Source organism: Synechococcus sp. BIOS-U3-1 (genome assembly GCF_014279975.1).
Taxonomy (GTDB): domain Bacteria; phylum Cyanobacteriota; class Cyanobacteriia; order PCC-6307; family Cyanobiaceae; genus Synechococcus_C.
In genome coordinates this window covers 1237426-1250220 of record NZ_CP047936.1, presented here as the reverse complement: position 1 = coordinate 1250220, position 12795 = coordinate 1237426, and the positions used below count along the sequence as shown (strand labels likewise).

Below are 12795 nucleotides of genomic sequence, written 5' to 3'. Positions count from 1 at the left end.
CTCATATCAATCATCCAAGAAAAACTACAAGCATTAAAAAATCCCCATGAGGGGAGTTTTTTAATTGATGAAGTAAAAGTCAAACAGAATGCACAGGACGCTTATCGATCACACTATCGATCAATCCATAGTCCTTAGCTTCAGCTGGGGACATAAAGAAATCACGATCAGTATCCGTTTGAATCTTGTCTAGAGGCTGACTGGTTCTATCGGCAAGTTCCTGATTCAAGCGATCCTTCAAGTAAAGAATTTCGTCAGCCTGAATACGAATATCGCTGGCCTGTCCCCTTGCACCACCAAGTGGTTGGTGAATCATGATGCGCGAATGCTGGAGACTGCTGCGTTTCCCTTTAGTCCCTGCACACAAAAGAAACGCACCCATACTTGCGGCTAGTCCGACACACACTGTTTGTACATCGGGCTTGATGTGCTGCATCGTGTCGAAAATACCAAGACCGTCGTAGACAGATCCTCCCGGAGAATTGATGTAGAGGTAGATGTCCTTTTCAGGATCCTCCGCTTCGAGAAACAGCAACTGAGCGACAATCCTGTTCGCCGACTCGCTGGTGACAGCTTCACCAAGAAAGATGATGCGTTCGCGCAGCAAGCGCGAATAAATATCAAACGCCCTTTCCCCGCGTCCGGATTCCTCAATGACGATGGGGATCATGTTGGGCTTACTGACTTGCCGAATCTTAACGGCGGCAACAGCAGCGCTATGGTCTTGCCTTAAAGACAGCCTTAGAAAAGCTTGACTGGGTCCCAGACGATCGCTGACAGCAAGAAAGCCTTTCACTCCGCTTTCCCTTACGTCATTCCTTCGCTGTATCGACGCACAGCCGATGAACTGCTGGTGGAACTCCACCTACTGAGTCATCAAACCCACTTCAGGATCAATGCGTTGTTCGCTGTGGGGCTGTGTCAGGTCTTCCAGGCGTTCACGAAGGGATACCGCCCAGAGAAACAACTCGACCCTTTGTTTGCCGCTCTCTGCAGTTGCAACGGATTTGATGGCGATGAAATCAAGGCTCTCGCGCAAGGGAGCAGCAAAGCCGTCAAAGGACACACTGTTGATGACGTACAAACCTGGTTGAAATCGAAGGGCAAAGGTGCTCCAGAGCCCCTGGCCAGCGGCCTTTCAGCAGTGACCGGAGATGAATTTCACTACTCCCGTCTCGTCGCCGTTGGATTATTCAGCCTGCTCTCCGAAGCTCAAGGCAACGAAAGTGATGATCCCGAGGAACTGAGCAAAACGGTTCACGCCATCGGTGAGCAGATCGGATTGTCTCGTCCTCGCCTGGAGAAGGATCTGGGGCTCTATCGCAGCAACCTCGAAAAAATGGTTCAAGCCGTTGAACTCATGGAGGAAACGCTCGCTGCCGAACGACGCAAGCGCGAACGGCAGAAGGCTGAAAAAGCATCCAAGGATTAAGAGTCAGGAGTCAGTGTCAGGCTTCCGCTGACTCTCCACCACGAGTGGCTGACTGACTGGCGATTACCTGGGTTGTTGAGAGGCCTGATCTCCAGATTCAGGCTCGATGCGGTCTGAACTGGCTTAGGCCAAAGACCTCCAAGCAGCCCAAGTTGAGTTAATCGCTTTGGGTCACCTGTGACTCTGAGTGACGGGGATTGTTGCTGCGAGAGGGGTGTAAGGAAAGCCTGAACAGCAGGTTCAGTGCCAAAGCCGATGCTCAACACTGGCGACGTCGGGCCTTGGATGATCTCCCAGCCCCCGACGGTGGTCTGATCAGAATCATCCCGCAACTGCCAGAGGGTAGGACTCTCTTGATTAGGGGACGGCTGATCCTCCTCACGCTTCTGAAATCCGCTGGAACCAAGGCGATCCGAAACTGCATTAAGGATCGCTGTCCATTGCTGTCGGCTCGTACTCAAGGGCAATTGAACCTGTAAGCCAGCTTTGTACGCACCGTTTGCACGGCTTTGCAGCCGTAAGGAAAACGGGAGGTCAGCAATTTCATTACGCATGGAACCATTGATTCCGTAGTGCTCCTCAAGTGGAGCCTGAATGATCTGCCGAGACAGCAACGTTCCCAGAATCAGGTCCATATGCTGTCCATCAACCTGAAGCAATGTGAGATCGCTTAAGGCTGAAGAGGTGGATGTGGGATGAGGACCTGCTTCGAAATAGCCTGGTGCTAATCCTGAGCTCAGCTGGGTCAGGGAACTCAGGGGTCGACGGCCGATGACACCGTCCCAACGAATTTGATTGGACTGAAGCCGAAGCTGAACACAACCCTCGCGACCCTGTTGAAGCAAGGGAGCAAGCGTTCCGCTGAGTGTTGCGAGCGCATCCGCGTTCCAAATCACCCCCGGCCCCTCCAATAGGCCCTGGAAACAGGCTCCTAGGAGGCTGCCGTGGGGCACGGCAGCCTTTTGGACCTGATTGGTTTTCAGCCCTTGCAACAACTGCTGCCGATGTAATGCATCGGAAGCCAAAACCTCCATCGAGCCCACACGCTGACGTTCAAGCCCTTGAATCTTTGAAGGAAACGTTGAGGACGAAAGAATCAGATAAGCATCACCGTCTTGCGACCATCCCTGCCACCACATGGAGCGGCCGTAGCGCCGCCAGAGATCAATGGCTGGCTCAAGGCCCAAACGCTCTGACCAAAGCGACGGAACAGCACGTTTGGGATCACCGCGGAAACTCTGAACAAGAATCAGCGCACTGGACAATTGGGCCAGAGAGAGTGCAGGACTGTGATCAGCCCAGTGCTGTTGACGATTGGTCAGTTGCACTCCAATCCAACCGGATGAAACGAGTAGGGAAATACCCGCTAGCGAGGCTGTTGATCGGAAGAGCTGGATGCGAAGACGTTTCCAGCTCTGACTCAGAAGAGCAATATTGAACACAGTTTCAGCGACGCCGCCGCCGATCTTTCCACTCAATAGTGGACAGATAAATCACGGATCCGCTGACGAACACCAACAGCGCTACAGCCGTAATAGCAAGACCTTGATTGACCAGAGGAGACTGGAGCGTCTCGTACAAGTCAGAAATTAATGGAACCGTCACCATTACGACCCCAGACCACCATGGCGATCGAAAAGCTGAACACAGCTGCGAGAGAGGCCCAACCCAGGGTGAAAAGCATTGTGGATCTCTTGAATGACGGCAGTGTAACTAAGCTTCCTTGCGGATTCATCCCGTCTGTTCACGAGACATCATGACTTCGTCATCACCCGGTGCAGCAACGGTTCTCGAACGCCAGGGCACAACTCAGCGCTATCCAGAAGCTCGAGTGATCGTGCTGGACGATGACGTGAACACGTTTGAGCATGTGGTGGAGTGCCTGTGCAAGGTCATTCCTGGCATGAATTCGGATCGAGCCTGGGCTTTGGCACGTCGAATCGACGGGGAAGGTCGTGCCGAAGTCTGGTGTGGTCCGTTGGAGCAAGCTGAGCTGTATCACCAACAGCTTGGTTCAGAAGGCTTGACGATGGCTCCAGTCGAACGCTGCTGAAGCCCCACCTAAGGTCAGCAAATCGCTTCTGTAGTCCGTGGGATCAGCACGGTTCATTGTCCTCGCACTGCGTCTTGGACTGTTTCAGGCCTGTCTAGGCGCTCTCTCCGTTCTCACTCTTGGCATCTTTAACAGGCTGCTAATTGACGAATTTGAGGTCCCTGCCGCTCTGACCGCACTGGCTCTCGGAAGTCAGCAACTGGTTGCTTTTTCGAGAATCTGGTTCGGACAGCAATCGGATCGCTGCCGCTGGAGACAACTGAGGCGCACACCCTTCATTGTTGGTGGGGCTGCTGCGTTTTGCGCATTGACCTGGGTTGCAGGTCGGACCGTTCTCTGGCTGGCGGAAGCATCCCAGACAGGCAATCAGACGGATGTGATCTGGAGAGGCTTGGTCCTCGCTCTGGTGTTTGTGTTCTACGGGGTGGCGATTGCAGCCAGTTCCACTCCTTTTGCGGCGCTGCTAGTTGATGTGAGCACGGACAAACAACGTCCTGCCCTGGTATCCATCGTTTGGTCGATGCTGATGGTTGGGATCGTCGCTGGAGCGATTCTGCTGAGCTCGTTTCTTGGATCCTCTTGCGCCACAGCCGAGCTGAGCAATTTGATCGCCGGAGTGGAAAGGCTGATCAGCGTGGCTCCCATCGTGATCTTCATCCTCGTTTTGGTCTCAATCGCAGGGGTGGAACCACCTCTCAAGCCTGGCAAAAGCGAGGACCAGCCACGCCTGGCAAATCATCAGGAAATTTCACTCAGTCGTGCATGGACTGTGCTGAAGAGATCTCCTCAGGTGGGGTATTTCTTTGCTGTTTTGTCCCTGTTCACTTTCGCGTTATTTCTCCAGGAAGCTGTCCTGGAACCCTACGGCGGGTCGGTTTTCGCCATGGACCTCTGTGTCAGCACACGGCTGAATGCCGTTTGGGGAGTTGGAACATTGCTGGGTATTGCCGCAACAGGCTTCTTGATCACACCACGCCTTGGTGCACAGCGGACGGCACTGGCTGGTGGAGTTCTCTCAGCACTGTTTGTGCTGCTGATGGTTTTGGCAGGATTATTAGCATCAACAACTCTGTTCCGAACAGCACTGTTTCTGTTTGGCGTTGGCGCAGGGATTAGCACCAATGCAAGCCTGACATTGATGCTCGGCCTGACCTCGCCACTGATGGCAGGAACTTTTATCGGAGTGTGGGGGCTAGCCCAGGCGTATGCCAGAGGATTAGCAACGATCAGCGGAGGAGCACTACTGAGCATTTTCGGCGAACTGACGGGATCGCAGAACAGCTTTGGGGCCTACGCCGGGGTGTTCATCGTTCAGGCTTGTGGACTTCTAGCGGCGGGTCTGCTCCTACTACGTGTCGACACCAAGTTGTTTCAATCCAAGGTCGAACAAGCGCTCAGCTCGGTCTTGACCAGTGAGCTCGACTGAAAGGACAACACTGTTCAGGCAGCTGGCTGTCTGCTGCTGCGCGCCAACCGGAGCATTTCCGTTGTTTTGATGCGTCTGTTGCGAGCAGCCAAGACATAACGCAGCACCTTGCCGGGGCAAAACGCCAGCCCCCGAACTTCATCACCATGAACCTCTGCCGTCAAAACCCTGGCCTGGGGACCGCAACGATCTTGTAAGGGACCGGACACCTCACGAAGCAGCAAGTCGACAGATCGGAGCATGGAAAGCAGATCTCTCTCTTCTCTGTAGCCAAATCCACTAGCTTCGACCAGTTCAAGTTTCAGCAAGCAGCAACTCTCTGTGGGGCGCCTGGTTATTACGCACAGCACCTATGTAGAAGGGTTGATCCCCTGGCTCAAGGTTCTCGCCAAGGATCCTGAGATTCAGACGATCACCCCTGGGGTGATTTCTAGAGTCCGTGGACGTAGCTCGTATCTTCAGTTGAGGGTTTCGATACCAGTCACAGGTGGCTTCAAAATGCTTGCCCGCAAAGGCACCAGTGCTCAAGAAGTTTTTGTAGTGACACAGCTCGCCAAGGATGAACTCCTTAGACGAATCCAAACCTCTAGCCCCTAATTCATCACTACTCAGTTCAACGTGGGATTCCTTGCAAAACATCAATGCAAAGGATGAAGGTCAAGGCAAGCATGGACACATTTGCTTCATACCCAGCCCATCGCAATGACCGCTAGCAAAAACCCAAAAAACCGAGACACCAGGGTGGATGCAATACAAGTGCTTGACTGAGTGTCGATAGCGAATGATCAAATGCTTGATCTATTGCATTTAAATTAAATAATTAATTAAATGAATGAATACAGCTTAAGAACAAACACGCATGGATTGCAATTCTAGTTATCTCAATGGGTCGGCTTGCTGGATCAAACAAAAACCCACTGCGAAACTCAGCGAACTGATGACTCAATGAATCTACGAATCGACTAAAAGGCATTGGATAAAAAACCAAATTGTCAAATTGAGTCCAACCAGAGAAACCATCAGCCTCAAGCCCTATTGGACAAAAGAATCTCCGAGGCGTTCAAGACTGCAACAAAAAAGAGAAACACACAGAAAAGCGTCTCACAAATCCTTGATCATCACAAATCTAAAATAAAACATGAGAGAATCTACCAACGACGACACAGTCAAACAACCAAGTCACTAACATTTCCAAGATGAGAGAAGTTATTATCACGAAGCAGCCACTAACCCTTGTGGGCAATTCAGCAATCATTCCCCAGGAACTAGTCAAGAGACTTGAAGAAGGACGAAACGAAGAGCTAAGGCGTCAGTTGTCAAAAGCCAGCTGTCCTGAGTTGATCAAGATCGAGCCAGCACCCTGGAAAGAAATTAAGCACAATCTGTACAAGGCAACATTCACCTGGAACGAAGAAAAGGGACCTGAAATCGTGGATCAGGACTACAACACAATTAAAAACCAAAGTCTATCAATTAATAGCATAATTATTGCCAAGCTAATCTTTGTTCAAACTGGCTATTCAGCTAGAGACCAGCAATCGATTGGCACAAAACTCGCTCTAAAGGGGTTGCAAATAGTTACCGAGCGAAACCTTGGTGACCCATGGTTGGATTAATTTAAACGCGACTCAAAAATGATGCTATAGAGCAAAACTGCTTAATAGCGGAAGTGCTTAACAACCATCCACTCACCCTTTTTGCCTGCTTCAACTTGATAGATGCCATTTTTAATCGCATTATTCTCGTAACCAAGAAACTGTGAAGTCTCTATATCCACCTGACAATAACGAGGGCTCATCTCAACAGTTTCACTAATGGGAGTCGAAGCATAGGCTAGTTTTTGCTTCTCCCAGTCAATGATCTCGTCATCCCAAAAGGCGGCATCAGGCCTTGGGTTCTCTTGTTCAAATTTTGTTCTTTTTTCAAAGCCAAGCAATTCACGCTTATAACCAACTGTCTCCACCTGACCTTGCCATTGACGACAAGCACTCTCCGCTTCAGGTCTTGATGAGAACCCCATCGAACAAGAGGCAATCAATGTCAATGCAAAAACAACGAGCGGATGACAATGCCTCATCAGTGCCTAGTCAGGTTTGAAACAGCATAGCGATTCTGCAATTTTTTTAACCTAATAAGCTCATTAGGTCTATTCATCAAAACTGCTCAATGATAATTGGTTGCACAGCTCTTGAATTAAACCAATTGCCAATACAAAACAGACACTAATTATGCCTTTTAGTAAACTTTGTTTCGAAAAAGAATGTCGGACTTTTTCAAATCACTTCGCTTGGCGGACGGGAAAATTAATCAGTGACATTTCAATCAAAAGTGCTCGAAGGCAAGCTACTCTAAGCCGAGTAGTATGTTACTAAATTAAAGATGTAGTCGAAAGCGAATTATTCCATTACCATAGAGGGAGCGGAAAGAAATCAATGCCTCAAACCAATCGCACCATTCCCAAGGGAGAAACGGTTTTCAATACCGACTCGAATCAATATCCTAATACTTACTCAATTTATGGTGGCCTGTCCATCACTAAAGGGCAATTCGGAAATTCTGGAGACATCTATGTTTACGATACAGGCTATATCAACGTCGGTGAAGGAACAGAATTCACAACTTTAGAACTCGGAACGCTCGAAAATTACGGGAAGATATATACGTCCGGATACTTCGCCTTTAACACACCCAATACGTCGGGCCGTTTCAAGAATGGGATGAAAGGGACGGTCTATATCAGAGAAAAGGGAGTACTTGGAAATAATGGAAAAATTTTGAATGAGTCCTTAGCGACAATCGAGATCAATGGAGAGTTTGACAATTCAGGCGTTGGTTCGATTATAAACAACGGTACAATCCTTAATAAGACTAAAGATGCATCAAAATTCTACAATGGCGGAATATTGACAGGAAATGGATCAATCGTTGGTTCTTGGACTGATCACGGACAAGTCCATCCTGGAAATTCAACAGGGGGAATGCTCTTCAATGGCGACTATTTTAAATCTGATGGGAACATCTCGATCGAAATAAACGGTGATGACGATAGGAATCGAGACAGAACCAAAACTACATATGATTTCATCGATGTATCAGGAGACATGATTATTAGTGGTGGAATGCTTGATGTTTCTCTAATTGATGATTACAAACTGCGGAGAGGCCAAGAGTTCCTCATAGCCAAAATTGATGGCAAATTAAGTGGAGAATTTGACAAAACCAAGGAAGGCCAATCACTTGGTGAGTTCGAAAGCATCTATGGAAAAAAAATTAATTTGTTTATCTCCTATGAAGCTGGTGACGGCAACGACATAAGCCTGTACACACCGCCACTGATTAATTCAGACATGATTTTTGCTTAAAGCCCCAAAAAACATTTTGGGTCCTACGAATACCCATACGGCATTGACTTAAATCGTCAGATTCATCTGAAACCAAAATTTAACACGCAATAATACATCAAAGAGAAAGTAATTTAGTTTAACAGTATCTATACATTGATATGAAGCACTAATCAGAATTGCATTACAACTGATTAACAGCTTGAGTAATGAGTGTAAAAACTGTTCAAAAAACAGGGTGTAACTCCTCTCCCACAGCACGCGCATCTTGATGCCGACCTTGATGATGGAGCAGACGAGCCTGAAGAATTAAAGGATCGATATCACATTCCATAAACCAGCAACGCTCAAGACAGCGACGCCAGACCGGTTCTGGACCGGACATGAATCGGATGATTGCGGCCATGGCAACAGGGGCCCGAACCCAGATAAAGACGAATGCGACACCTTAATGTTGGCTTAAGACGATAGGTTTGTGCAACACCACGCGAAACCCCTGTGAGCAAAGCCGTTCAAGCGACAGATCAAACCAAAAACATCCACAACGTCTAACGATCCAATCCCGGCTCAACGCAGCAACTTCAGCCTCATGGGTGAACGGGCTGGCCAACCAGACAGGGCAAACCTCAAGATTGAGCTGAGCTGAAGGTCTCAGAAAGTAACCAGAGGAAGCCTAGAGGGCAGCAAAGCACTGACCAAAAAAGGTGTTTCTTGCAGAAAAAAGCATTCGTGAACCATTCATGGGGCGTTGGAGACGTTCAGGTCAAAAAGATCCTCAAAGCCGCTGAGGTCGCTCTAGAGCAATGGGAGCGTTACTAGATCCGAAGGTTTCTGCACAGATGATCCCCATCAGACAGGCTTGAAGCTTAATAGAGCAATCGATGTTGCGAACTCAGGCAGCAGTGAATTGCTACTAAGCAGAAGGAAGCCCCTTGCAGTGCGTCTTAGGTGTAGATACCGAGCCACACAGGCTGAAGACAAGAACACTGGATCAGCTCACAAATTGAGCATCAACCATCTAGAAGGATGTTCAAAAGCAAGTGCCTTAAGGGGGACTTATCGATGAGATAAGCGTTGAAGACGACGGTAAGCCTGAGCTTTTACGATCAACCAAGCCCCACAAACCGCATGCAATGACTCGATCAATTGTTGATTGGGGGGTACGACGCATTGCTCGAACCAATTTCATGGAGCAAATGGCAACCATGGGGCGGCAAATAACAGAAAAGCAGACCTATCGATGCCTACTTGAATTCCTCACAGCGAATCAGGTCGATGGAATGGGGATGTGCCTTGATATAAGGAATAGCTTCCATAGCCAAAATCCTGGCCTCGAAGGCATCACCGGCGTAGTAGCAGTTTTCAATTCTTCGACTGCTTGGCTCGCGGTATCTCACCGTATAGCGTTTCTGACCGTTCATGGATCCAAAGATGGACTCACCTAAAGCATCAGCCGACAGTGAACCTTTATCAACAAATCATTGGTTTTGTTTTGGGATCAAATGCATAAACCAAGACATTGAATAATTTCAATCATTAATCTCTATAGTTGGATTTACAAAGCCTCATTCAATTTACTGAATGTCTGCAAAAGAAAACACTACCTTGCTTGAACCAACATACTGGCAACTGACTGACGCCGAGCGTGAGTTAGTCAATGCTTCAGCTCCAGATCTAGACCAATGGACATTCCAGATGGAACGTCGGGATGATGGCATGTGGCAATTCTCAATGCCTGAATACAAAACGAAAAACGAGCTCCTCGTTGGTGGAACAGAACAGATCATGGACGACATCTATCGATCGATGTCTGAGGTAAAAGCTGATCGCTATTCCACAATGGAAGTTACGGTCAGCCGTATTCCCCTTGAAGAAGAGACAACGACCCTTACCTGGCTGAAAGAAGATCGTAAAAATCCAGGTTCAACCTATTGGTTGGATGAAGTGACCGGCAAGCAAGCATGGCTGAGCCCATGGCTAAAGCTTTGCTGGGACCCCGCTCCTGAGCTCATGTATATCCACTGTGAGATCACTTCATAACTAATGATTGATTCAACAATCATGGTCTCTGTATAAGAAAGCGAATGCATGAAGAAGACTTGTAGATCTAAAAAGCGATCATCGCCCAGACAGCTACGTATCATATTTCCAATGTTGAGAGATGCTAGAATCAAAGCTTCTGGATTCAGTCTAAAAGTGTTAGTGAGATCTTTTTATCCTCAATCAAGACATTAAAAGAGATTCAATTGTCTAGCCGCACAACGAAAAACATCTAATTACTTGCAATTTGTATGTCTTGAACCTACCAATACTGTAATTTTCGAGCCATGAAAGCTTAAAAAGATATTTGCCATGTGTATTGACATTGATCAGAGGATCTGAAGTACGGTTATACGCCGCACCACATGCAAAAAAAGTCCTAACCTGTTAGGACTTGATTGAATCAATTGACGACTTCTGATCTCTTGGTGATTGTAGTCAGCTTTGCAGTCGCTTGTTTCACACTCAACATCTACAAAATCAATAGGGGTGCTAAGCAATGAAAGATGACCTTGTGGTCCTCCTCCTCGTAAGCTTTTCAACCGCGATGCTGGCGTTGAGCATCTTCAAACTCAATCAAACAGCTCAGCAGTAGATCTTTATTCACTGCCTCTGGAGTGAGGTACGGTAAACCCACTCACGTTCAAAACAACAATTTTCTAGATTTATTGAGCCGCGTTTACGTGGTGGATGCAAAACCAAGGAGGAACGGGCAAAATTCCTCCTTTTTTTTTTGATTGAGAGTTCATGCTCTATCTCATGATTGCATTCAAATGGATAAGAATGGTTTTTGACATCATAAGGAATCCATAATTCATTTTGAGTTTCAAACGCTTGTCATTATAGTTTTCTAATTCCGTAACGGATTGCTCGTGAGCACGGAAGGTATCACTTTTTCTTCAAAATCCTAAGCACTTTCTATTCATGCATAAATACTAAGTAACAATTTAAGAACTTTTACATTATTAATCAAATCACATTGATTCATTGATTTCACGCCATAGCCGTTTTGCTCGAGCGGGACAATTATCAATAGTGTAGGCAAAAAATGACTCAATCAGCGGAACGCTATAAATATCTTGAGCCATATCAATGGTGTCAATTTCATCCATGGACATGCTTGAGTCAAACATCGCTTTGGCAGTACCCTTTTCAATTGCATCACCGGCAGACTTTCCGGAACAATATTGTTTGCCGGACTGAAAGCCGATTGAATTCGCCAACTCAATTCCTTGCTTGGTGGTTGCAGCCGACACTTCAAGTGGCAAGACCGTCGCAATGGCAAGAGGCGCGGTGACAATGAATTGGTAAACAGCTTTCAACCCTTCAATTGCAAATTAATCACCCAACTGTAGTCATGAACTAGCAATAAAGCAACAATTAAACGTGATAGGCCTTTGCCTTCTAACACAATCGTACGCAACTGCATGAAAATGGTTAGCGCGGCATAGCTAATCATTTAAATCAATGCCTTTGTGAGGAATTTGATAAGCATTAGAGAAGCAGTGCTGGTTTTTGGCGACTTGAATTCCTAGAATCAAATGAATTGGCTTAAACAATGGGATTAATGTCAGGGGATTTTATCTATATTCGTCATCGTTAGATCTCCTTCTCTGAAGTGATGACGTTTGAGTTCGGAATAACGATATTAGGCGCTACAAGATTGGTGCTGAGATTTCTGATATCGTTGATAGAAGTATGGACAAAGGCACAAGAAGTCTTTGACGCAGTTTTTGTTAATAATCATTTGAGCCATGCTTCGCCTAGGATGTGATCATTGCTTATGAACTCAGAAATGGCGTACAAGCTCATCAACACTGAGTTCCCTGATCAAAACCAGACTTTTATCGATAGTCTTGAGTCAGCGCTGTGGGCAGTTCAGAAAATCAAGGGATCACCTGGAACAATTGAAGATTTGATCAAGGAAATTGAAAAAGCCAAGGCATTAGCCAATAAATAGGTTATTCCTTAGAAAGCCCTGGCAGGCGTCAATCGCTTAAACATTATGTCTACATGGCGATGTCTTTTGCTGTGTTATTGCGAATCCAACTACTGACTATTGGAAATAAATAACTACGCTTCAACGATTACAATTCAGCCGCTCTACATGAGTACTAGGACAATATCAACAATAAGCCTCTATGAGCCTGTGATTTGGAGCAAATCGAAGCAGGAATAGCCTCCAAACCACTCCCTGCGTGTGATTAGTCATCCTGAGGTGGCCAATCAAAGAATCAAAGATCTTCTCAGCGATTGATGATGAGGTTTTTTGAAGAGTTTTCGCAAGCGTTGTCTCGCTGAGCACCCTGTTGCTGCATTAGGTGGACCACTTGACCGTGACGCCTTCAGGCTTCGACCTGGAGTTACCAGAAGGGGCGACAAAGTGAGGATTCGTTTCCGGCTACGAGGCCGGTTTACTGCACCTTCACGACAGTCACCCCAAGTCGAAAGAGAGTCAGATCAGAGCACTAGAGAAAGGCTGTCACCAACCAGGCAGTCCACT

At 47.2% G+C, this 12795-nt stretch carries 16 protein-coding genes and 1 other RNA gene; 8 read left to right on the top strand and 9 right to left on the bottom strand.

Features of this window, described 5'->3' with window-relative positions:
• Positions 1-79 precede the first annotated feature (79 nt).
• Complete coding sequence (clpP, locus tag SynBIOSU31_RS06575; protein ID WP_186492637.1) at positions 80-670, bottom strand: ATP-dependent Clp endopeptidase proteolytic subunit ClpP; 591 nt, start codon at positions 668-670, stop codon at positions 80-82.
• Positions 671-751: 81 nt separating this feature from the next.
• On the opposite strand from clpP, the gene psb29 reads away from it, so the two are divergent.
• Positions 752-1432, top strand: a complete 681-nt coding sequence (gene psb29 / locus SynBIOSU31_RS06570; RefSeq protein WP_186492636.1) for a photosystem II biogenesis protein Psp29 — start codon at positions 752-754, stop codon at positions 1430-1432.
• Here the strand turns inward: psb29 and SynBIOSU31_RS06565 are convergent.
• On the bottom strand, positions 1429-2910 hold the full coding sequence (locus tag SynBIOSU31_RS06565; protein WP_186492635.1) for a hypothetical protein: 1482 nt from the start codon (positions 2908-2910) through the stop codon (positions 1429-1431). The genes psb29 and SynBIOSU31_RS06565 overlap by 4 nt on opposite strands.
• 104 nt (positions 2911-3014) lie before the next feature.
• On the bottom strand, positions 3015-3116 hold the full coding sequence (gene petN / locus SynBIOSU31_RS06560; RefSeq protein WP_066907630.1) for a cytochrome b6-f complex subunit PetN: 102 nt from the start codon (positions 3114-3116) through the stop codon (positions 3015-3017).
• A 72-nt stretch (positions 3117-3188) separates the two neighbouring features.
• On the opposite strand from petN, the gene clpS reads away from it, so the two are divergent.
• Positions 3189-3485: an ATP-dependent Clp protease adapter ClpS gene (clpS, locus tag SynBIOSU31_RS06555; RefSeq protein ID WP_186492634.1), complete on the top strand. Its 297-nt coding sequence runs from the start codon at positions 3189-3191 to the stop codon at positions 3483-3485.
• A gap of 37 nt (positions 3486-3522) precedes the next feature.
• Complete coding sequence (locus tag SynBIOSU31_RS06550; protein WP_186492633.1) at positions 3523-4911, top strand: BCD family MFS transporter; 1389 nt, start codon at positions 3523-3525, stop codon at positions 4909-4911.
• Between the two features lie 14 nt (positions 4912-4925).
• Here SynBIOSU31_RS06550 and SynBIOSU31_RS06545 read toward each other — a convergent pair whose 3' ends face one another.
• On the bottom strand, positions 4926-5153 hold the full coding sequence (locus SynBIOSU31_RS06545) for a hypothetical protein (RefSeq protein ID WP_186492892.1): 228 nt from the start codon (positions 5151-5153) through the stop codon (positions 4926-4928).
• A 79-nt stretch (positions 5154-5232) separates the two neighbouring features.
• Between SynBIOSU31_RS06545 and SynBIOSU31_RS06540 the strand changes: the two genes are divergently transcribed.
• Together SynBIOSU31_RS06540 and SynBIOSU31_RS06535 are read left to right on the top strand one after the other, a co-directional pair.
• Positions 5233-5508 carry a DUF2103 domain-containing protein gene (locus tag SynBIOSU31_RS06540; RefSeq protein ID WP_186492632.1) on the top strand — a complete coding sequence of 92 codons (276 nt, stop codon included), beginning with the start codon at positions 5233-5235 and terminating at the stop codon, positions 5506-5508.
• Between the two features lie 599 nt (positions 5509-6107).
• Positions 6108-6527, top strand: coding sequence for a hypothetical protein (locus SynBIOSU31_RS06535; RefSeq protein WP_186492631.1), 420 nt, complete (start codon positions 6108-6110; stop codon positions 6525-6527).
• 41 nt (positions 6528-6568) lie between these two features.
• Here SynBIOSU31_RS06535 and SynBIOSU31_RS06530 read toward each other — a convergent pair whose 3' ends face one another.
• On the bottom strand, positions 6569-6931 hold the full coding sequence (locus SynBIOSU31_RS06530) for a hypothetical protein (protein ID WP_186492630.1): 363 nt from the start codon (positions 6929-6931) through the stop codon (positions 6569-6571).
• A 412-nt stretch (positions 6932-7343) separates the two neighbouring features.
• Here SynBIOSU31_RS06530 and SynBIOSU31_RS06525 point away from each other — a divergent pair, with 412 nt between their 5' ends.
• Positions 7344-8273 carry a hypothetical protein gene (locus tag SynBIOSU31_RS06525; protein ID WP_186492629.1) on the top strand — a complete coding sequence of 310 codons (930 nt, stop codon included), beginning with the start codon at positions 7344-7346 and terminating at the stop codon, positions 8271-8273.
• A gap of 205 nt (positions 8274-8478) precedes the next feature.
• Here SynBIOSU31_RS06525 and SynBIOSU31_RS06520 read toward each other — a convergent pair whose 3' ends face one another.
• Both SynBIOSU31_RS06520 and SynBIOSU31_RS06515 read right to left on the bottom strand, forming a co-directional pair.
• Positions 8479-8637 (bottom strand): hypothetical protein, encoded by a 159-nt coding sequence (locus SynBIOSU31_RS06520; protein WP_255477401.1) that lies wholly within the window; start codon positions 8635-8637, stop codon positions 8479-8481.
• Between the two features lie 859 nt (positions 8638-9496).
• Complete coding sequence (locus SynBIOSU31_RS06515; protein ID WP_186492627.1) at positions 9497-9673, bottom strand: hypothetical protein; 177 nt, start codon at positions 9671-9673, stop codon at positions 9497-9499.
• A gap of 160 nt (positions 9674-9833) precedes the next feature.
• On the opposite strand from SynBIOSU31_RS06515, the gene SynBIOSU31_RS06510 reads away from it, so the two are divergent.
• Positions 9834-10292, top strand: coding sequence for a DUF6717 family protein (locus SynBIOSU31_RS06510; RefSeq protein WP_186492626.1), 459 nt, complete (start codon positions 9834-9836; stop codon positions 10290-10292).
• 974 nt (positions 10293-11266) lie between these two features.
• On the opposite strand, the gene SynBIOSU31_RS06505 is transcribed toward SynBIOSU31_RS06510, so the two are convergent.
• Entirely contained in the window at positions 11267-11614 is a 348-nt protein-coding gene (locus SynBIOSU31_RS06505; RefSeq protein WP_186492625.1) for a hypothetical protein, read from the bottom strand.
• A 473-nt stretch (positions 11615-12087) separates the two neighbouring features.
• On the opposite strand from SynBIOSU31_RS06505, the gene SynBIOSU31_RS06500 reads away from it, so the two are divergent.
• Positions 12088-12252, top strand: a complete 165-nt coding sequence (locus SynBIOSU31_RS06500; protein ID WP_186492624.1) for a hypothetical protein — start codon at positions 12088-12090, stop codon at positions 12250-12252.
• 359 nt (positions 12253-12611) lie between these two features.
• Here the strand turns inward: SynBIOSU31_RS06500 and ssrS are convergent.
• Positions 12612-12795: non-coding RNA, 6S RNA (gene ssrS / locus SynBIOSU31_RS06495), on the bottom strand.

What these genes read in the sequence shown, in the direction of transcription:
- clpP (WP_186492637.1), bottom strand. Translation starts at nt 670, where the DNA reads ATGATCCCCATCGTCATTGAGGAATCCGGACGCGGGGAAAGGGCGTTT.
- petN (WP_066907630.1), bottom strand. Translation starts at nt 3,116, where the DNA reads ATGCTTTTCACCCTGGGTTGGGCCTCTCTCGCAGCTGTGTTCAGCTTT.
- clpS (WP_186492634.1), top strand. Translation starts at nt 3,189, where the DNA reads ATGACTTCGTCATCACCCGGTGCAGCAACGGTTCTCGAACGCCAGGGC.
- SynBIOSU31_RS06545 (WP_186492892.1), bottom strand. Translation starts at nt 5,153, where the DNA reads ATGCTCCGATCTGTCGACTTGCTGCTTCGTGAGGTGTCCGGTCCCTTA.
- SynBIOSU31_RS06535 (WP_186492631.1), top strand. Translation starts at nt 6,108, where the DNA reads ATGAGAGAAGTTATTATCACGAAGCAGCCACTAACCCTTGTGGGCAAT.
- SynBIOSU31_RS06530 (WP_186492630.1), bottom strand. Translation starts at nt 6,931, where the DNA reads ATGGGGTTCTCATCAAGACCTGAAGCGGAGAGTGCTTGTCGTCAATGG.
- SynBIOSU31_RS06525 (WP_186492629.1), top strand. Translation starts at nt 7,344, where the DNA reads ATGCCTCAAACCAATCGCACCATTCCCAAGGGAGAAACGGTTTTCAAT.
- SynBIOSU31_RS06520 (WP_255477401.1), bottom strand. Translation starts at nt 8,637, where the DNA reads ATGTCCGGTCCAGAACCGGTCTGGCGTCGCTGTCTTGAGCGTTGCTGG.
- SynBIOSU31_RS06515 (WP_186492627.1), bottom strand. Translation starts at nt 9,673, where the DNA reads ATGAACGGTCAGAAACGCTATACGGTGAGATACCGCGAGCCAAGCAGT.
- SynBIOSU31_RS06510 (WP_186492626.1), top strand. Translation starts at nt 9,834, where the DNA reads ATGTCTGCAAAAGAAAACACTACCTTGCTTGAACCAACATACTGGCAA.
- SynBIOSU31_RS06500 (WP_186492624.1), top strand. Translation starts at nt 12,088, where the DNA reads ATGGCGTACAAGCTCATCAACACTGAGTTCCCTGATCAAAACCAGACT.